The sequence below is a fragment of the Halomonas dongshanensis genome, from assembly GCF_024790395.1.
Classification (GTDB): Bacteria; Pseudomonadota; Gammaproteobacteria; order Pseudomonadales; family Halomonadaceae; genus Vreelandella; species Vreelandella dongshanensis.
Genome location: NZ_JAJISC010000002.1, coordinates 77,796 through 95,372, shown reverse-complemented (window position 1 = coordinate 95,372; position 17,577 = coordinate 77,796). Strand labels below are relative to the sequence as shown.

Below are 17,577 nucleotides of genomic sequence, written 5' to 3'. Positions count from 1 at the left end.
TTTTAAGGCGCCGTACCATTTTAAGGAGTCGCACCATGTCACGTTTACTATTGTTGAGCAGTTCGAAAGCGGGTGATACCGGCTATCTTGACCATGCCAAACCGTTGATCGATGACTTTCTAAAGGCTAACGCCACGCCCGTAAAGCGCGTGCTGTTCATTCCGTTTGCCGGTGTGGGTAAAAGCTTCGATGCGTATCTCGAACAGGTACGCCCGGCCTTTAACGCCATCGGGCTCACTGTCGAAGGTATCCATGAATCCGCCGATCCTCTACAGGCAGTACACCAAGCCGAAGCCATCGCGGTGGGCGGCGGCAACACGTTTGCCCTAGTCAAACGCCTATACGATGCTCATCTGCTGACGGCCATCCGTCAACGCGTGAGCGAAGGCACGCCCTACATCGGTTGGAGCGCGGGCTCCAATATTGCAGGGCCCACGCTGTGCACCACCAACGACATGCCCATCGTCGAGCCGCCCAGCTTCCAGACCTTGGGCTTGGTGCCCTTCCAGATCAATCCGCACTTTCTATCGGGAAAACCCGCAGGGCATAACGGCGAAAGCCGTGAAGAACGCTTGAACGAGTATCTGGCTCTCAACCCAGACGCCCTGGTCGTAGCACTTCGCGAAGGCACGGCGCTTTGGCGCGAAGGCGATACGCTACGGCTGGTGGGGGAGTTCGACGGTTTGACGTTTACGGCTAGCCAAGAGCAAACATTGCAACGTGATTGCCCTCTGGATCACTTATTAGAAAGGCAACTGCCATGAAACGCGTCGGCATTTTACGCGTCGTCACCTCTGAAGACCGTTCCTTTCTCGAACATCATCAGCGTCTTTTGCAGCGCTCTCACCCATCGATTGCTTTCGAAACGCGCTGCCTGCCGCATCAGCCCAATGGTATTCATGATGCTGCAACGCTCGCCGCAGCACTACCGCAAATCGAAGCGCTGGCTGCCCCCTGGTCACATACATTGGCGGGGTTGATCGTTAGCTGCGCAGCCGATCCAGGCGTTGAGACGCTAAAGGCGCTGCTATCAATCCCCGTCGTTGGGGCGGGTGAGGCATGTTGCCTGCAAGCAATGGCGCTAGGCAGGCACGTTGGCGTCATTGGCATCGAGGCCGACGCTCCACCCGTGTTTCATCACCATCTGGGCCAAAGGCTGCTCGGCTACCGCCAACCCAAAGGTGTTAGCTGTACGCACGATATTCACTCAGAGGCGGGCAAACGTGCCATCATCGATGCCATTCAGGAACTAGAAGTACAGGGCGCCGAGGTCATTGCCCTTGCCTGTACCGGTATGGCGACGACAGACGTAGCTGCGCTCGCAGCCCCCTATACGTCACTCCCCATCGTCAACCCGGTATTGGCGGCTGGAAACCTCATGGCGCAGAAGATTGGTTAAATACGCGAATATTTAATGCTAGGCTGCGCTACTCCACTTCATGATATCAGCGTATGCCTTCACTAGCGTCGAACGCCCTCTCCGTCAGCGAATTGAACAAGCGCTCGCGCCAGGCGCTGGAGCGTGATTTGGGCGAGGTGTGGGTGGAGGGGGAGCTTTCCAACGTTTCCCGGCCCGCCTCGGGGCATATCTACTTCACTCTGAAGGATGATCGCGCCCAGGTGCGCTGCGCGCTGTTTCGCCAGCGGGCGCGGTTCGTCTCGGCACCCATGCGCGATGGCGACCAGGTGAAGCTGCGCGGCAAAGTCTCGCTGTTCGAGCCGCGTGGCGACTACCAACTGATCGCCGAAGCGGTGCAGGCAGCGGGGCTTGGCGAGCTCTTGGCGGCCTTCGAGCGTTTGAAAGCACAGCTCGACGAGGAAGGCGTGTTCGCCAATGCGCGCCCGCTGCCCTTTCCACCGCGCAAGCTGTTGATCTTGAGCTCGGCCAGCGGCGCGGCGATTCGCGACGTGCTGGCGGTGCTCGCCGCGCGCTGGCCGATGGCGGACGTCACGTTGATTCCAGTGCCGGTACAGGGCAGCGAGGCTGCGCCCGCGATGATTTCGGCGCTGGGCCTGCTCAACCGCCAATCGCGTCTCGATCCCGAGCGCGACGTAGTGCTGATCACTCGCGGCGGCGGCAGCCTCGAAGACCTGTGGGCGTTCAACAACGAGCATTTGGCACGGGCGATCTTCCATTCGCGCCTGCCGGTGATGTCGGCGGTGGGCCACGAGGTGGACGTAACGCTGGCCGACTTCGCCGCCGACGTTCGCGCTCCCACGCCCTCCGCCGCCGCCGAGCGCTTGGTGCCGGACCGCCGCAGCCTGCTGCGCGAGCTACAAGAGCACGATGCCCGCCTACGCCGCGCGCTGCAGGCCAGGCTTCAGCGCGATAGCCAGCGGTTGGATCATCTCCGCGCCCGCCTGCGCCACCCCGGCGAGCAGCTCGCCCGCCAGCGCCTGCACCTCGATAGCCTCGCAAAACGCCTCGAGCGCGCCATGCACCAAACGCTCACCCACTCCCGTGCCCAAGCCACACAGCTAACCCGCCGTTTGGCGGGCCAGGACATGGCGCGGCTTCATCAGGCCGAAAAAACGCGCACCGCCCAGCTCGAACGCCGCCTGACCAGCGCCATGCATCACACTCTAGAGCGCCAGCGAACGCGCCTTAGCGCCGCCGCCCGCGAGCTGAACGCGATCAGCCCCCTGGCGGTACTGGGGCGCGGCTACGCCATCGCTCAGGACGACAAGGGGCAGGTGATACGCCGCGCCGACGAGACCACGCCAGGCCAGAAGCTATCGCTTCGCTTGGGCGAAGGGCGGCTGAGCGTCGAAGTAAAGCGCCGCTTCCGCTAGGCTTAGCACGAAAACTGCTTGCGCTCGGCCATACGGCGTTAAAAATCAGCTCAAAATACTCATTTACATGAGCAAACTCCTTTTTTTCGCTGATTTTTGCCTTGTCTGGCCTTCGCTCAGCGACTTTTCGTACTAAGCCACGGCACTAACTACTCCACTCCGTAAAGGCAAACAGCGCCGGATGCATTTTCGCTTCCTCCGCAATGCCCTCATCCAGCGGGGTGGCGTAGGTGTTGAGCAGGTAACCCAGCACCGAATAGAACCCCACCATTGCCATCATATCGATCACCGCGTCGCGGCCGATGGCGTCGGCCAGGGCCGCTTCTTGCGCGGGGGCGAGGCCATGCGTTTCGATCAGCGCGTCTACGGCGCGCACGATCATACCGTCTAGCCCGCCGGGCATCTGGCGTATGGCCTCGATACGCTCTGGAGAAAACCCCAGCGCCAGCGCTCGGCTAACGTGATGCGCCCATTCGTAGGCCGAACCAAGGTGGCGGCTGGCGCGCAGGATGACCACTTCGGTGAGCGCCGGACCCAGAGCGTTCTCTTTGACCACGTGCTGGCGCAGCGGCGCCCAGGCCGCCAGTAGCGCGGGATGATGTGCCATGGTGCGGTAGACGTTGAGCGCCCCGGCAAAACCTTCGCGAAGCTCGCCTATGGCGTCGGGCCAGTCGGCATCGCTGATGGGTGGGCAAGGAGAGGTCGGCATGGGGTTACTCCTTGATGGCGGCATCGATGGCCGCTTTGATGCGCTCGACCATGACGTCGATCTCATCGGCGGTAATGATGTAGGGCGGCGCCAGCAACACGTGATCGCCGCGAGTGCCATCGAGGGTGCCGCCCATGGGGTAGCTGATCAGCCCGCGAGCCATCGCTTGGCGTTTGATGCGCGCGTAGAGCTTGCGCGCCGGGTCGAAGGGTTCGCGGGTGTGTTTGTCTGCCACCAGTTCGATCCCGCGAAAAAGTCCGCGCCCGCGAATATCGCCGACGTATGGAGAATCCATGAGGGCAGCTTCGAGGCCGCGCTGTAAGCGCTCGCCCATGGCGTTGACGTTGGCCAGCGTCTCCGGGCGGGCAATGATCTCCACCACCTTGTTGGCTGCGGCCGCCGCCAGCGGGTGGCCAAGATAGGTATGGCCGTGCTGGAACAGCTTCGAGCCTTCGGCAAACCGCGTGTAGATCTTTTCCGAGAGCATTACCGCGCCGATCGGCTGGTAGCCGCCGCCCAAACCTTTCGCAATGGTCAGAATGTCCGGCGTAACGCCGTCTTGCGTGCAGGCAAAGAGTGAGCCGGTGCGGCCCATGCCGCACATCACTTCATCGAGAATCAGCAGCACGCCGTAGCGGTCGCAGATATGGCGCACGCGCTTGAAGTAGTCGCCGACCGAGGCGACGGCCCCAAGCGTTGCGCCCACCACCGGCTCGGCGACGAAGGCCATGACGTTCTCCGGCCCCAGAGCGAGAATTTTGGCTTCTAGCTCGTCGGCAAGCCGGGCGGCGTAGGCCTCACTCGTCTCCGTTGGCGCTTGTTCTCGATAGGCGTAACAGGGCGATACGTGGTGGGTTTCGGGTAAAAGCGGCTGGAACTGCGCCCGGCGCATGGCGTTACCGCCGGTGGCAAGCGCTCCCAGGGTGTTGCCGTGATAGCTCTGGCGCCGAGCGATGATGTGCCGCCGTTGGGGCTCGCCTGCCTCACAAAAATACTGCCGCGCCAACTTCAGCGCCGCTTCGACGGCTTCTGAGCCCCCCGACACCAAATAGACGTAATCCAGGCCTTCGGGCGCCAAATCTACGAGACGCTCGGCAAGCGCTTCGGCGGCGTCGGTAGTAAAAAACGCCGTATGCGCGTAGCAGAGCGTGTCCATCTGCTCGCGCATTGCCGTCAGCACTTCGGGGTGGCCGTGCCCCACGCTCGTCACCGCCGCCCCTCCGGAGCCATCGAGATACCGCTTACCGTTGCTATCCGTGATGTAAACGCCCTGCGCCGAGGCCGCGTGCGGCAGCACCGGGCCAATGCTGCGGTGAAGAATGCGAGACATGGGAGCTTCCCCTTTCAAGTGACCGCTTTTCAAGTGCGAGCTTTTCAAGTGCCAGCGTGCCGGGAACCGAGCGCGAAAGCAACACATGAATCATTTTATTTTTATTTTAAACAAATGGATCATTGAGACGACCACACCCTACACTTACACTCGTGCGATTATTTTTTTCCCATGCAACGTTTTCGAGGAAGATGCCATGCCGCCAGGCGACCCGCTGCGCGAGCAGCTCATCGCGCAGTTCGATGGCCTGTCGGGCCAGCTACAGCAAGCTGCGCGCTACCTGCTCGAACACCCCAACGAAGTAGCGCTGGTGTCCATGCGCGAACTGGCGCGCCACGCCGGTGTGCAGCCTGCGACCATGACGCGGCTGGCGAAAGCGCTCGGATTCGAAGGTTACAATGCGCTGCGCGCCCGCTACGCCGAAGCGCTACGCCATGAGCGCGATGGCTTTGCCGACAAGGCACGTCGGGCAGGCAGCAGTAAAATAGCGGATGGCGATGAGCGTGCCGCGAACTTGCTGCGCAAAACGAGTGCGCAGTTGCTATCGCTGTGCGATCCCGAGCCGCTAATGCAGTTGAACGCTATGGCCAAGCGGCTAGCCAAGGCGAGAAAAGTATATGTGGTGGGCTTACGTTCGAGTCATGTAGTGGCTTGGCATTTTCACTACGTAATGTCGCTACTCGGCGAGCGTTCGATACACTTGGATGGCCCCGCAGGGACCGGCGGTGATGCCCTCATGCGCGCCACGAAGAATGACGTGCTGCTGGTGGTTTCCATTCAACCCTATACGGCGGACTCCTTAGTGCTTGCCAAACGAGCCGCCGATCAGGGAGTGACCATCGTGTCGATTACCGACAGCGCCGTCTCGCCTCTGGCAGGCATTTCTCGGCATGCCGTGCTCTGCCCCACCGAAAGCGATAGCTTCTTCCATACCCTGGTACCCGCCCTGGCCTTATCGGAAGCACTCTGTGCGCTATTGGCCGATACCGACCGCGCTGCCACACTCGACGCGCTTCAACGCGCCGACGAGCACCACGCAGCACTCAACACCTACGCAACGTTGCCCCCTTGGCGCCATTGTTAAACCAAGCCCGCATATCGTCTCGGCTAAAAGCATTTGCTAACTAAAAGCACTTGTTGGCTAAAAGTATCTGCGCCCGGCAAAAGCCAGGCGCAGATGTGGATGCTATCTATTAACTAACGATTGGCTAGCGCTTGGGTGGCGGTCTCAGGGTGTCATCACCCTGGGTATTGCCGGAGGGTGTGTCGGAATCCGTCAGCCCATGCTCGTCATGCTTGCTGTCCTTGTCGTGGGGTGCAGGCGCCTTGCCAGGATGACCGCTAACACCCGATGCAGCGTTATGGCCGGGCATCGTCTCCTCGGAGTAGCGCATGGGCTGACCTTCGGTATTGCTGGGCGTGCGATGCGTATCATGCTCCTGGCGCTCGGCGTCTTGGGGGCGGGTGTTATTCTGTGTCTCATCCTTTTCGTGTTTCATCTTCTCGGTCCTTTCGTGAAGTGAGTGCTGCAGCTTGTCAGCCTGCTCGTGGCCGCGCTCGGCGGCTTCGCTCATCAGGCGGTCGCGGTATTCGCCCATATAGGCGTCTTCCTTACGGGTCGAAGGCAAAATGCCACCCAGCGCCGCGCCCAAGGCAAAGCCCAGCGCGCCTGCCACCAGCGGATGCTCTTGGATGAAATGAGAGCCTTGGCGGCCCACGTCCTTGGCCCATCGCGAGGCATCGCTGATACCGTGCTGCGATGAGTGATAAAGGTGTGACGTGCTATCGCGCATATCGGCTCCCCAATGGTGTGCCCTATCGCTTAGGTGATGCGCTTTCTCGGCCAGGCGCTCTTTCATTCCTTGGTCCGCGTCGTGACTCGCCGTGTCGTGACTCGCCGTGTCGTAAGGCGCTCTATCGTCGTAAGCCGGAGGATGAGAGAACGCACTGGGGCCTGGTCGCTCAGACGCCATCGATGGCGCAGGCGTTGCGTACGTTGCAGCATGACTCCCCATCGGGCTCGAGCGGTGTAAGTCACTGCCCGCCGGGGCGTGCGAGCCATCATGAGGGTGAACGCTGCCATTAGCGTGAGCATACGGGTAGGGGTTGCCATCACCCTGTGAAGGACGAGAACGCCCTTGGGCGTGCTGACCGCTTCGCTGAGCAGTCAATAACCAGCCGAGCCCCGCACCGGTGACTAAAAACGGTACCGGATTTTCCTTGATGGTGGCGCCTAGATTGGAAAAGAACTCGTTCGCGCCGCCATGACGCAGGTAGTCGTAAGAAGCATTGAGAAGATGCTGAGGCGAAAAACGCGTTTCCAGCTCGCTCAAGGTAGCGTCTAGTCGCTCACGAGAGCGGTCGACGTCCTTCTCGATCTCTTCTGCGCTTCGCTGATCGTGATGCGTACTCATTTCAACTCCTCCTTGACGTTATGCCGATGTTCTCGGGCCAGTTCCTTGTCCCGTTGCAAGCTGTTAAGGGTGCGCCGTGGGGCCAGACGCTGCGCCTTGATGCGCTTGACCCCCACGTTCAACATGATCATGCCGATCAGGGCCACCACAACCCCCACGATGACCGCAGAGAGCCAAGGGGTCATCTCCGGTGGGAGAAGTTCGTTCAGTAAAAATACCGCCGCTGCCAAAAGCACCAAGAATCCGGCGAAGATGACCGCGCCCGCTATGGCGATGGCGGCAATGGCAGTAAGGGCCTGATGGGTCTTTTCCGACACCTCGGCCTTGGCCAGCTCGGCCTCGTTGCGTACGAGCCCCGTCACCTCGCGAGTGAGCGTGGAGAGAAGCGCGCCAACGGATGTGCCTGTCGATGTGCTGTCGTGTTGTGTGTCCATATGAGCCTCCTACTAAGGTGATAGTCTCGGCATTGGTTACGAGCGCTTAGCTGTATGTATCGCTCGAAGGGGGCGTCGAGGGAGGCCGTATCGTTGGATCGCCTTGCGATGCCGAGGTGTCGGCGTGGTGATGGTGCTGCGAACTTCTCAAAAAGCGCGCCACCAAAAAGCCTGCTGCCATCATCCCGCCGATGAAGAGGGCAGGCTCCCGGCGGCTATAGTCCTGGGCATCGTGGCAAATACGCTTCAAGTCCTTGTCGCGCAGCTGATGCGAGACGCTGTCGGCATACTTCGCCATCCGGCGTGCCTGCTGGGAAAAGAAAGGCTGGTGTTGGCTCTCGAATTCATCGGCGGTTTTGTTCATCACCTTGGTAAAGGTCGTAGCTTGCTGAGCAAAGACCTGACGCTGATGATCGTAAACGTGTTCGGCCTGCTGCGAAGCAGCCTCGTGAATGTCGTGTGCCGCTTCGCGGCCCTGTGCTTTCAATCGCTCTGTGTCGAGACGGTGGGGGTCTTGATGGGGATCGTTATGGGGCGAAGCAGCGCCTGGGCCGGGGGCGGCATGAGACGCGAACGATTTTTCTTGGTCGTTCATTCCTGAGTTATTCATTGGGTGACTCCTCCATGCGTCATTGGCTCATTTATTAGCGAGGCAAATAAACGAGTAGCGTTTTAATCAACGCTTAATATTTCCGCCTTATTCTCCTAACAACCCTATTCTTCGCTTTCACTCCACTCTCTTACTATTTGTATTTGTTACGTTTTTTCATATAAGCTAAACAGCCTTAACTAGCCGCTAAATGCTCTAAGCAATGAGAAAACATCCTAGGGCATCATGATTGAAATATAGTGAGCGCCCAATGCCTGTCAATTATATAAAAACACCGATTTATCAAATCACTAAAAACCTAATTCTAGTTAAAAACATTTTGAAAAAAATTCAAATAAAATAGCTACATTTGACAATCAATAGTTAACAAAAACAAGCACAAGACACTCTTCCCATCAATTATTATTAACTTTTTATAATAACTTGAAGCATGAAGTAGAAAGATATAAGTAACGCCTTAAAAGTTAGCTATAAAAGCCATTATTGGTCGATTAAATTCACTTTTTCGCACCATGTATATTCACGCCACTTATGGCCATCCGCTATGCGCTTCCCTTCATTGCAGGAGCGTTTGGCTGCGCTTCTTACTTTCTACTAAGGTGAACGAGCGATGTGGAACTCGCCGCTTTCTATCTATCGTTTGATACAGACCATCGTTTGATACAAGGAGGAGAATCAAATGAGCGATCAACACCAACCACCCCAACATCAAGACCAGCAGCCGGGCGACGAGTACAAGATGCGCCCTGAGCCCGAGTACATTCGCCAAAGTTATAAGGGCACCGGCAAGCTCGAGGGCAAGGTCGCCATCATCACCGGCGGCGATAGCGGGATTGGCCGCGCGGTAGCGGTGCACTACGCTCGTGAAGGCGCCGACAGCGTCATCGTGCATCTGCAGGAAGATAAAGATGCCGCCGAAACCCAGCGTCTTATAGAAGCAGAGGGCCGACATTGTCTGGTGCTCAAGGGCGACGTAGGCGAGCCCGCGTTCTGCCGCGATGTCGTCAAGCAGGCGGTGGATCACTTCGGCAAGCTCAACATCGTGGTCAACAACGCCGCCGAGCAGTATGACTGGGACGACGTTACCGAGATTCCCGATGAGCAGCTTATCCGCACTTTTCAGACCAATTTGTTCAGCCACTTCTATATGGTCAAGGCTGCGCTTCCCCACTTGAGCAGCGGTGATACCATCATCGCCACCTCATCGATCAACGCCTTCAAAGGCAACGATACCTTGATCGATTACTCGGCCACCAAAGGAGCCATTCAAGGGCTCGTGCGTTCGCTTTCGATGTCGTTGGTTGAGCGCGGCATTCGAGTCAACGCCGTGGCACCGGGGCCGATCTGGACGCCGCTGATTCCAGCAAGCTTCGATGACGAGAAGGTGGCGTCCTTTGGCGGCCAGGTGCCCATGAAGCGCGCAGGGCAACCGAGCGAAATCGGACCTGCCTACGTCTACTTGGCAAGCGAGGACTCCTCCTACATGTCGGGGCAGACGATCCACCTCAACGGCGGCGTCATTCTCAATACTTGAGCATGGCTTCGGCTTCTTCTTCATTAACGCCTAGCATGAGGAGGATTTGGCGCTGGGTGGCGAGGAGCACCTGGCGGCGCTCCTCCTCCCCCGGCAGGCTTTTGGCGATGGCGACCGCGCCGATCAGCGAGGCGAGAATCACTCGCGCACGGTCGGCGATCATTTGGCGGTCGTGAGAAAACGGCAATTTCTTCAAGCGGCTAAGAGCACGCAGGCGGGTTTCGAGCATGCGCTTCATACGCAGATAGGAGGCTTCGAAGAGGGTGCGAATCTCGGCTTTCTCGCTGCCGATTTCGTTGAACAGCACCGCTTCCGGCCCAGGGCGATGGCGTGCCTCTAGCTCCTGCAGGTTACAGTAGTTGGCGACGAGTTCGGTCAGGTGCTGAAGCGACAGCGGCCCTTTCACCAGCCGGGCGGTGCGACTTTTATCCAGCGTTTGGCGCACCGAGGCGTGGTAAAGGTCCTCTTTTGAAGCAAAGTGGGCATAGAAAGCGCCATGGGTCATTTTGGCGAGCTTCATGATCTGGCCAATCGACACCTTTTGAAAGCCGTTGCGCCCGAATAGCTCGGTGGCGGATGCCAGGATGCGCTCCTTGGTCTTGGACTTGTGGTTCTTGGGATAAGGCATGCGCACCTCCTCGCTTGGTGTCTTTAACGACGCCATCCATTCTACACAGCACACTCGTGCTTAATTCGAAGCCCCCTGATCCAACGCCAGGAGTAGCTGAATATTATCTTGATCATATAGTGCCCGGTGCTAGGGTCGGCGCATATTGCTTGCCTACAGGAACCCATCATCATGCACTCTGCAAGATACGCTGCGTTGAACTCCCCGATCGTCGTCACCGGCATGGGAATGGTCAGCCCGTTGGGCCATGGCGTCAAGACCAACTGGCAGCGATTGCTGGCCGGGCGTTCGGGTATCGCTACCTTGACGCGTATCGACACCGCCGACATTCCAATCAAGATCGCAGGCCTCGTTCCGCGCTTGGCGGATGACGCCGAAGGCGGGCTCGATCTCGATGCCGTGGCCGACCCGAAGGAGCAGCGCAAGCTAGACCTGTTCAGCCTCTATGCCCTCGCCGCCGCCGAGGAAGCGCTGGCCCAAGCCGATTGGCGCCCGGCAACCCTCGCCCAAAAGCGCCGCACGGCCACCATCGTGGGCTCCGGGATAGGCGGCTTTCCTACCATCACTCACGCACAGAAAACCCTGACCGAACGCGGGCATCGGCGCGTCTCACCGTTCACCGTACCCGCCTTTCTAGCCAACCTGGCTGCGGGCAATCTCTCTATTCGCTACGGTTTTCAGGGGCCGCTTGGCTGCCCGGTCACCGCTTGCGCGGCGGGTATCCAAGCGATTGGCGACGGCATGCGCCTGATTCGCAGCGGCGAAGCCGATGTGGCGTTGGTAGGCGGCGCCGAAGCCTGCGTCGACCCGCTATCGCTGGCGAGTTTCAACGCGCTCAAAGCGCTCTCGCCCGAAGTTGAAGCGCCCGAGCGCGCCTCGCGCCCTTTCGACCGGGAGCGTAACGGCTTCGTCATGGGAGAGGGGGCGGGGCTCTTGGTGATCGAGACGCTCGACCACGCGCTGGCGCGCGGCGCTACACCGCTTGCCTTGCTCGACGGCTACGGCACCAGCGCCGATGCCTATCACATCACCGCTGGCCCAGAAGATGGCGCAGGTGCGGCAGCGGCCATTGAGTCCGCGCTGGATATGGCGGGTCTTACGCCTGATGCCATCAGCCACATCAATGCCCACGCGACCTCGACCCCAGTGGGCGACCGCGCGGAAATGGCCTCGTTGCGGCGCGTCTTTGGCGAGCGCTTGGCGCATCTGCCCGTGTCGGCGACCAAAGCCTCTACCGGCCATCTTTTGGGTGCGGCAGGCGGGATCGAGAGCATCTATTCGATTCTCGCGGCGCGCCACCAAACGCTGCCGCCAACGCTCAACTTCGCCCACGGCGATGAGGATCTTGGCACGGTGGATATCGTCATGACGGCACGCGAACACGCCGTGGACCGCGTGCTGTGCAACGGCTTTGGCTTTGGCGGGGTCAACGCGGCGCTGATCGTCAGCGACTACCGCGCTTGATCGCCTGAGCTCAGGCGCTCAATGACTTGATCAACACCTTGGACTTACGCGCGTGGTTGTAGGCCTCGCGCTTGAGCGGGGGAAGATCATCGAGGCTTGCGGTGCGAAAACCGCGCTCGACGAACCAGTGAGCCGTGTGGGTGGTGAGCACGAAGAGCGACTGCATGCCCTGTTGGCGCGCACGGCGCTCCATGGCTTCCACCAAGCGCTCGCCGCGCTCGCCGCCGCGGTAGTTCGAATGCACCGCTACGCAGGCGAGCTCGGCCATGCGCGCATCGGCAAAAAGGTGCAGCGCCGCACAGCCGATCACCATGCCATCGCGTTCGATGACCAAATAGTCGTCGATCTCGTGTTCCAAGCGCTCGCGCGAGCGCGCCACCAGCATGCCGCGCCGCTCAAGCGGCTCTAGTAGCTCAAGCAGGCCGGTGATGTCGTTGAGGGTAGCCCCACGCAGCTGCTCGTAGCGGTGCAGCGTGATCATGGTGCCGATACCGTCGCGAGTGAAAAGCTCCCCCAAGAGCGCATCGTGATCGCGCCAGGAGAGCAGGTGGGTGCGCAGCACGCCTTCGCGCGCCGCCGTGCAGGCGGCCTGCAGGTGGCGGTAAAGCTCGCTGCCGGGGTCGGCCTGGTCGAGACGCGGCTCGGCATCGGCAGGCGTCAACTGGCGCAGCAGCGCGCCCGTTTCATCGGCAAGCCCGGCCGATTCGCCCAGCAGTATCAGCTTGTCCGCCTTGAGCGCCACGGCGGCGTGCTGAGCCACTTCGGCGGCGTCGAGATCGAACACCTCGCCGGTGCTGGAAAAGCCCAGCGGCGGCAGCAGTACCAGCGAGCCCTTGTCCAACAGCCCTTCGATGGCGGCTGCGCGCACCCGGCGCACCTCGCCGCTGTGGTCGAAGTCGATACCGTCGCGCACGCCCAGCGGCTTGGCGGTGACCAGATTGCCTGAAATCACGCTGAGCTCGACGCCGTGCAGCGGCGTGCTGGGTAGGCCCAACGACAGCCGCGCTTCGAGCCATAGTCGCTGCTGCGCTGCCACCTGCTCGATGCAGGTCATCACCTGGCGATCGGCTACCCAGCGGCCATGTAGCGCGTTCGGCGTTATCTCGGCGGCGGTCAGCGCTTCGCGTACCTGGGGGCGAATACCAAAGGCCACCACTAGGCGCACCCCAAGGGTGTGCAACAGCGCCAAATCCTGAATCAGCTGCTCGCCGCGCCCCGAGGCCATGGCTTCCCCTTCGATCAGAATGACGAAGGTTCGTCCCCGGTGGGCATTGATGTAGGGGGAGGCATTACGAAACCAGTCGACGAAGGGAAAACGAGTGTCCAAGGACTGCTCTCCGGCAGCGGGTGAATGAAAAGAGCATCGATTGAGCGGCCACTTTACCAGAGCGCTCTTTCTACTACCCAGAAAAACTCGATACACAAAAACTCGATCCAGAAAAACTCGATCCAGAAAAAACGGCGGCGCCCATCAAGGCGCCGCCGCTGACCATCGTGCAAAGCGTCGTGCTAGCCGAACATGCCCTTGAACATGAAGAAGAACACGATGGCGAGCCCCGCCCCTGCGGGCAGCGTGATTAGCCACGACATCACGATGGTGCCAATGACGCGCAGGTTGAGCGCTGCCATACCCCGCGCCAACCCCACGCCAAGCACCGCACCGACCAGTGTGTGCGTGGTCGAGATCGGCAGGCCCGTGCCCGAGGCCAGCACGACTGTCGTGGCAGCGGCCAGGGTCGCGGCAAAACCGCGGCTTGGGGTGAGTTCGGTAATGCCGGTACCTACAGTGGCAATGACTTTGTGGCCGTAGGTAACCAAGCCAAAGACGATACCGCCGCCGCCAAGAATCAGTACCCACCAGGGGATCATCGAGGCGCTATCGATCATACCCTCGCTCTGCACCACGCTAATGACCGCCGCCAGCGGGCCCACGGCGTTGGCCACGTCGTTGGAGCCGTGAGCGAAGGCCATGGCGCAGGCCGTGAAGACCATTAGCACGCCGAACACGCGCTCGACGTTGGCGTAGCCGAAGTGGTCACTGGCGGCTTTTTCGTACTTGATCCGCCGTAGCATGACGATACCAAGACCGGTAATGACCAACCCCAACACCAATGAAAGCACGAAGCTCTGGCCAAAGCTCAAATCGAGGCCGACATGGGAGAGCCCCTTGATCAAGGTGACCATGGAAACGATGAAGCCGACCAGGAAGACGTAGCCTGGCACATAACGCTTAGCGGCGGCGAAAGGGTCGCTGTTTTCGAAGATCAGGTGATGCACCGACTTGAACAGCACGAAGGAGATGGTGCCAGCCAGCAGCGGTGAAATGAGCCAGCTGGACGCAATGGTGCCCACGCTACCCCACGCCACCGCTTCCATTCCCAGGCCCACGGCGCCGAAACCGACGATGGCGCCCACCACCGAATGGGTGGTCGAGACCGGCCAGCCACGCGAGGAGGCGATCATCAGCCAAAGCCCTGCCGCCAGCAGCGCCGAAAGCATGCCGTAGACCAGCAGCTCAGGGTGGGCTTCCAGCAGGATGGGATCGAGAATACCGCCGCGAATGGTGGCGGTAACCTCGCCACCGGCAAGCCAGGCGCCGAGGAATTCGAAGATCACCGCGATGATGATCGCCTGCTTGATGGTGATCGCCTTCGAGCCTACCGAGGTTCCCATGGCGTTGGCGACGTCGTTGGCCCCTACTCCCCAGGCCATGAAGAAGCCAAACAAACAGGCAAGGATGATGAACACCTCACCATGCTGGGCAATAATCTGCATGACGCCCCCTTTAGCGCGCAGTCAAAATCTGGAGTCGGCTACCCACGCGCTCGGCGCGGTCGGATAGCTCGCCCACCCACTCGATGATCTTGTAGAGAAAGATCACGTCGACGGGCGGCAGTTGGCTTTCGAGTTGGAACAGGCGCCGACGAATGGCGACCTGCTGATCGTCTGCTTGGTGTTCGAAGTTGTGAAGTTCGCGAATCATATTGCGCATCACGTCAGACACCGTGCGGCCAAAGCCTGATTCGAGCAGCTCCTTGAGTTCCTCCAGCGCCTGACGCGCATGGCTTACGCAGGCAACGCTGGTGACGATATAGTCGCGCATCAGGTCCGCCAACTCGTCGGGCACGCGCATCTTGCGTCCCATCATGATGCCGGTGATATCGCGCACCTTGTTGGCGATCTTGTCTTGAACGCTGATCAAGTCGAGCAGGTCGCTACGCGAGACGGGCAGGAAAAGCGTGTTGGGCAGGTTCAGGCGAAGCTCGGTCTTGAGGACGTCGGCTTCGTGCTCAAGCCGGGTGACGTTCTCGCGAAGCTCAGCCGCCTTCTCCCAATCACCGGCAAGCGTTGCCTCGAAGAACGGCAACAGCTGGTCGGCGCATTCATTGGCCTTGACGATGTGCGCCAGCAGCGGGTGGAATGGCGAGCGTCCGAACATCGCTGAAAAAGGGTTGCTAGTAGCCATAAAGCCTATAAGCCTATTTTCGGGAAGCCTGGAAATGGCGGGCGCCAGTATAAAGAGTGCGCCCGCCGCCGTCATGAAAAGTTCACAATGTCATTAAAATTTAATGCAAATGCCGCCAAAGTGAGGTAGCGCCGATCATGAAAAATAGTCATCCCACGGAGATCGAACTCAAGCTGGCGCTCACTCCTGATGGCCCACGCGCCCTTACGGATCTGCCCCTGCTAGGCAAAGGCGCCCTTCATACGCTCACCAACACTTACTACGATACGCCACAATCGGACTTGGCGCGTGCTCGCATTGCCGTGCGCCTGCGTCAGCTCGATGGCGCCTGGCTGCAAACGGTAAAAACCGCAGGTCAGGGCGGCGGCGGGCTTTCCGAGCGCCAGGAGTGGGAGTGGCCGCGCGACGCCGCCACGCTCGATACCGCGAGTCTCGCCACCCTGCCACCGTTTCAAGCCGAGAGCGAACACGACTTACGCCCCGTCATTGCCCACTTGGCACCGCAGCTAAGCACCGATTTTCAGCGCACGCGCTGGGAGCTCGACTGGCAAGGCGCGCGCATCGAAGTAGTGCTGGACCAAGGCGAGATCAAAAGCGGCAGCCACCGCGCACCGATCCGTGAGCTCGAACTCGAACTCAAGCAGGGCGACGCAAGCGCGCTTTGGTCCTTGGCCCGCGCGCTCGCAGAGCACGTCGCCCTGCGCCCCTCGGATAGCAGCAAAGCCGCCCGTGGTAACGCCTTGGCAGCGCAAGCGTGGCCGTTGCCCGATGCCCAAACGCCCAGCCAGTGGCTAAACCGCGCCACCCTGGCGCTAGACGCCTTTCACGACAGCGGCCGCGCCGAGCACCTAAACGCCGCTACCGCCGCCTTGATGCAGCTAGCCGCCCACCCTGCCCTGCCCAAAGCCCTCGCTCCCCAGGCCGCCACGCTCTGCACCACCCTCGACGCCCACGGCCACCCCGCCCGCGCCTACGGCCAGGCGGCCTTGGCGCTCGCTCAGAGGCTCATCGACTAATGCAGTGAGCATAAAACGAAAGCATGCTATGCTGCATTTATGCAGCATTTTAGATGCCGTCGTGCATCAAGGAGCTTACTCATGACGACCGAAGCCCTGCATGAATCTCTTGAGCTCAGCAGTTACCGCGCGCCGGAGAGCTTTGACCACTTCGTTCAAGATCTTAAAACAGCGGCGCGCCCCGATGGCCAGCCCATCATTAGCCCTCGGTTATTTGCCAGTGCGCTAAGTATGGATCTGCAAATCCTGGCTAAACGTGCCCATGTGCATCGCACTACCATCGCAAGAGCCGCAGGCAGCGAAAAACTGCAGAGTTTCTTACGCGACGCCATGAGGGTCTTGGCCGCGGCCACAGATATAAATGGCAACTTCCACGATGCCCTATTTTGGTTTCGTAACGAGCCGATTAGCGCCTTCGATTACAAAACGCCCGAGCAGCTAGTGAGCGATGGCCGTAGTGAGGACATATTGCGCTACGTATGTGCTCTCCAGGCCGGGGCCGTCGGATGATCGAGCTTTCCAGCGTTACAGCACCGGCCTATCGCGTGCATGATCCCAAATGGGCTTTCATGCCGATTAGCGGCGCGGGCGCAGGTGAGCACGGCGGACGTCTCAACCGCATAGGGGTATCAGCACTTTATCTATCGCTGGAAGAAGCCACTGCAATGGTAGAGTACAAGCAGCTTTCTGCCCTTATGCCTCCGGGACTGATCGTCAGCTACTCACTGAACGTGCATCGCATCATCGATTTTCGACAAGGTTATGGGGCTGGCTGGGATTCCCTTTGGCAGGAGTTTTACTGCGACGGGCGCAAAATCTGGTTCAATGAGCGCATTGAACCGCCCACTTGGCACCTTGGTGATCTGGTCATAGGCGCCGGGGCAAAAGGTATCTTGTTTCGCTCAATGGAGAGTCCTAAAGGTACCAATCTCGTGCTCTATACCGACACGCTGGACGCGCAAGACGAACTCTCGGTTTTCGACCCTTACCACCAGCTTCCTAGAGATGGCCACTCGTGGCGCTGAGGCGCCCGGCTGGCGCGATGCAATATCTCGATATACGTTTCTAGCTCGATATAGGTTTCGTAGGCAGGATACGCCTTAGCGCGGCAGTCTTTGCCTTATGTACTGCCCGTAGGCACCACTCCTAGTTCTCGGTCATTCGCACTATTTCGTCACC

At 59.9% G+C, this 17,577-nt stretch carries 18 protein-coding genes; 9 read left to right on the top strand and 9 right to left on the bottom strand.

Features of this window, described 5'->3' with window-relative positions:
- Window positions 1–35: 35 nt before the first annotated feature.
- The 3 genes from pepE to xseA are packed head-to-tail and all read left to right on the top strand — an operon-like array spanning window position 36 to window position 2,793.
- A complete protein-coding gene (gene pepE, locus LLY24_RS03955) occupies window positions 36–764 on the top strand; it encodes a dipeptidase PepE (RefSeq protein WP_259034982.1) in 729 nt (242 codons plus the stop codon).
- Window positions 761–1,399, top strand: coding sequence for an aspartate/glutamate racemase family protein (locus tag LLY24_RS03950; RefSeq protein ID WP_259034981.1), 639 nt, complete (start codon window positions 761–763; stop codon window positions 1,397–1,399). The genes pepE and LLY24_RS03950 overlap by 4 nt, the downstream gene beginning before the upstream one ends.
- 53 nt (window positions 1,400–1,452) lie before the next feature.
- Window positions 1,453–2,793 (top strand): exodeoxyribonuclease VII large subunit, encoded by a 1,341-nt coding sequence (gene xseA / locus LLY24_RS03945; RefSeq protein ID WP_259034980.1) that lies wholly within the window; start codon window positions 1,453–1,455, stop codon window positions 2,791–2,793.
- Between the two features lie 145 nt (window positions 2,794–2,938).
- Here the strand turns inward: xseA and LLY24_RS03940 are convergent, their stop codons facing one another.
- Both LLY24_RS03940 and LLY24_RS03935 read right to left on the bottom strand, forming a co-directional pair.
- The gene (locus tag LLY24_RS03940) at window positions 2,939–3,502 is read right to left on the bottom strand and encodes a carboxymuconolactone decarboxylase family protein (RefSeq protein ID WP_259034979.1); all 564 of its coding nucleotides are present in this window, start codon (window positions 3,500–3,502) and stop codon (window positions 2,939–2,941) included.
- A 4-nt stretch (window positions 3,503–3,506) separates the two neighbouring features.
- The gene (locus tag LLY24_RS03935; protein WP_259034978.1) at window positions 3,507–4,832 is read right to left on the bottom strand and encodes an aspartate aminotransferase family protein; all 1,326 of its coding nucleotides are present in this window, start codon (window positions 4,830–4,832) and stop codon (window positions 3,507–3,509) included.
- Between the two features lie 196 nt (window positions 4,833–5,028).
- Here LLY24_RS03935 and LLY24_RS03930 point away from each other — a divergent pair, with 196 nt between their 5' ends.
- Complete coding sequence (locus LLY24_RS03930) at window positions 5,029–5,916, top strand: MurR/RpiR family transcriptional regulator (protein ID WP_259034977.1); 888 nt, start codon at window positions 5,029–5,031, stop codon at window positions 5,914–5,916.
- A 124-nt stretch (window positions 5,917–6,040) separates the two neighbouring features.
- On the opposite strand, the gene LLY24_RS03925 is transcribed toward LLY24_RS03930, so the two are convergent.
- The 3 genes from LLY24_RS03925 to LLY24_RS03915 are packed head-to-tail and all read right to left on the bottom strand — an operon-like array spanning window position 6,041 to window position 8,290.
- Entirely contained in the window at window positions 6,041–7,246 is a 1,206-nt protein-coding gene (locus LLY24_RS03925; protein WP_259034976.1) for a DUF3618 domain-containing protein, read from the bottom strand.
- Window positions 7,243–7,680, bottom strand: a complete 438-nt coding sequence (locus LLY24_RS03920; protein WP_259034975.1) for a phage holin family protein — start codon at window positions 7,678–7,680, stop codon at window positions 7,243–7,245. Before LLY24_RS03920 ends, LLY24_RS03925 begins: the two co-directional genes overlap by 4 nt.
- 46 nt (window positions 7,681–7,726) lie before the next feature.
- The gene (locus tag LLY24_RS03915; protein ID WP_259034974.1) at window positions 7,727–8,290 is read right to left on the bottom strand and encodes a hypothetical protein; all 564 of its coding nucleotides are present in this window, start codon (window positions 8,288–8,290) and stop codon (window positions 7,727–7,729) included.
- Between the two features lie 679 nt (window positions 8,291–8,969).
- On the opposite strand from LLY24_RS03915, the gene LLY24_RS03910 reads away from it, so the two are divergent.
- The gene (locus tag LLY24_RS03910) at window positions 8,970–9,824 is read left to right on the top strand and encodes an SDR family oxidoreductase (RefSeq protein WP_259034973.1); all 855 of its coding nucleotides are present in this window, start codon (window positions 8,970–8,972) and stop codon (window positions 9,822–9,824) included.
- On the opposite strand, the gene LLY24_RS03905 is transcribed toward LLY24_RS03910, so the two are convergent.
- Window positions 9,814–10,452, bottom strand: a complete 639-nt coding sequence (locus tag LLY24_RS03905) for a TetR/AcrR family transcriptional regulator (protein ID WP_259034972.1) — start codon at window positions 10,450–10,452, stop codon at window positions 9,814–9,816. The genes LLY24_RS03910 and LLY24_RS03905 overlap by 11 nt on opposite strands.
- 195 nt (window positions 10,453–10,647) lie before the next feature.
- On the opposite strand from LLY24_RS03905, the gene fabF reads away from it, so the two are divergent.
- On the top strand, window positions 10,648–11,916 hold the full coding sequence (fabF, locus tag LLY24_RS03900; RefSeq protein WP_259035521.1) for a beta-ketoacyl-ACP synthase II: 1,269 nt from the start codon (window positions 10,648–10,650) through the stop codon (window positions 11,914–11,916).
- 10 nt (window positions 11,917–11,926) lie between these two features.
- Here fabF and argA read toward each other — a convergent pair whose 3' ends face one another.
- The 3 genes from argA to LLY24_RS03885 all read right to left on the bottom strand — a co-directional run bounded on the left by argA (window position 11,927) and on the right by LLY24_RS03885 (window position 15,382).
- Window positions 11,927–13,243, bottom strand: a complete 1,317-nt coding sequence (argA, locus tag LLY24_RS03895) for an amino-acid N-acetyltransferase (RefSeq protein WP_259034971.1) — start codon at window positions 13,241–13,243, stop codon at window positions 11,927–11,929.
- A 182-nt stretch (window positions 13,244–13,425) separates the two neighbouring features.
- Complete coding sequence (locus LLY24_RS03890; protein ID WP_259034970.1) at window positions 13,426–14,691, bottom strand: inorganic phosphate transporter; 1,266 nt, start codon at window positions 14,689–14,691, stop codon at window positions 13,426–13,428.
- 10 nt (window positions 14,692–14,701) lie between these two features.
- Entirely contained in the window at window positions 14,702–15,382 is a 681-nt protein-coding gene (locus tag LLY24_RS03885) for a TIGR00153 family protein (protein ID WP_259034969.1), read from the bottom strand.
- A 137-nt stretch (window positions 15,383–15,519) separates the two neighbouring features.
- Between LLY24_RS03885 and LLY24_RS03880 the strand changes: the two genes are divergently transcribed.
- From LLY24_RS03880 to LLY24_RS03870, 3 genes are all read left to right on the top strand, one after another.
- Window positions 15,520–16,398: a CYTH domain-containing protein gene (locus LLY24_RS03880; RefSeq protein ID WP_259034968.1), complete on the top strand. Its 879-nt coding sequence runs from the start codon at window positions 15,520–15,522 to the stop codon at window positions 16,396–16,398.
- 81 nt (window positions 16,399–16,479) lie between these two features.
- On the top strand, window positions 16,480–16,908 hold the full coding sequence (locus LLY24_RS03875) for a DUF2384 domain-containing protein (RefSeq protein WP_259034967.1): 429 nt from the start codon (window positions 16,480–16,482) through the stop codon (window positions 16,906–16,908).
- Window positions 16,905–17,423, top strand: coding sequence for an RES family NAD+ phosphorylase (locus tag LLY24_RS03870; protein WP_259034966.1), 519 nt, complete (start codon window positions 16,905–16,907; stop codon window positions 17,421–17,423). The genes LLY24_RS03875 and LLY24_RS03870 overlap by 4 nt, the downstream gene beginning before the upstream one ends.
- The last annotated feature ends 154 nt before the right edge of the window (window positions 17,424–17,577 follow it).

What these genes read in the sequence shown, in the direction of transcription:
- LLY24_RS03875 (WP_259034967.1), top strand. Translation starts at nt 16,480, where the DNA reads ATGACGACCGAAGCCCTGCATGAATCTCTTGAGCTCAGCAGTTACCGC.
- LLY24_RS03935 (WP_259034978.1), bottom strand. Translation starts at nt 4,832, where the DNA reads ATGTCTCGCATTCTTCACCGCAGCATTGGCCCGGTGCTGCCGCACGCG.
- LLY24_RS03930 (WP_259034977.1), top strand. Translation starts at nt 5,029, where the DNA reads ATGCCGCCAGGCGACCCGCTGCGCGAGCAGCTCATCGCGCAGTTCGAT.
- pepE (WP_259034982.1), top strand. Translation starts at nt 36, where the DNA reads ATGTCACGTTTACTATTGTTGAGCAGTTCGAAAGCGGGTGATACCGGC.
- LLY24_RS03915 (WP_259034974.1), bottom strand. Translation starts at nt 8,290, where the DNA reads ATGAATAACTCAGGAATGAACGACCAAGAAAAATCGTTCGCGTCTCAT.
- xseA (WP_259034980.1), top strand. Translation starts at nt 1,453, where the DNA reads ATGCCTTCACTAGCGTCGAACGCCCTCTCCGTCAGCGAATTGAACAAG.
- LLY24_RS03940 (WP_259034979.1), bottom strand. Translation starts at nt 3,502, where the DNA reads ATGCCGACCTCTCCTTGCCCACCCATCAGCGATGCCGACTGGCCCGAC.
- LLY24_RS03925 (WP_259034976.1), bottom strand. Translation starts at nt 7,246, where the DNA reads ATGAGTACGCATCACGATCAGCGAAGCGCAGAAGAGATCGAGAAGGAC.
- LLY24_RS03950 (WP_259034981.1), top strand. Translation starts at nt 761, where the DNA reads ATGAAACGCGTCGGCATTTTACGCGTCGTCACCTCTGAAGACCGTTCC.
- LLY24_RS03880 (WP_259034968.1), top strand. Translation starts at nt 15,520, where the DNA reads ATGAAAAATAGTCATCCCACGGAGATCGAACTCAAGCTGGCGCTCACT.
- LLY24_RS03920 (WP_259034975.1), bottom strand. Translation starts at nt 7,680, where the DNA reads ATGGACACACAACACGACAGCACATCGACAGGCACATCCGTTGGCGCG.
- LLY24_RS03910 (WP_259034973.1), top strand. Translation starts at nt 8,970, where the DNA reads ATGAGCGATCAACACCAACCACCCCAACATCAAGACCAGCAGCCGGGC.
- LLY24_RS03870 (WP_259034966.1), top strand. Translation starts at nt 16,905, where the DNA reads ATGATCGAGCTTTCCAGCGTTACAGCACCGGCCTATCGCGTGCATGAT.
- LLY24_RS03885 (WP_259034969.1), bottom strand. Translation starts at nt 15,382, where the DNA reads ATGGCTACTAGCAACCCTTTTTCAGCGATGTTCGGACGCTCGCCATTC.
- LLY24_RS03905 (WP_259034972.1), bottom strand. Translation starts at nt 10,452, where the DNA reads ATGCCTTATCCCAAGAACCACAAGTCCAAGACCAAGGAGCGCATCCTG.
- LLY24_RS03890 (WP_259034970.1), bottom strand. Translation starts at nt 14,691, where the DNA reads ATGCAGATTATTGCCCAGCATGGTGAGGTGTTCATCATCCTTGCCTGT.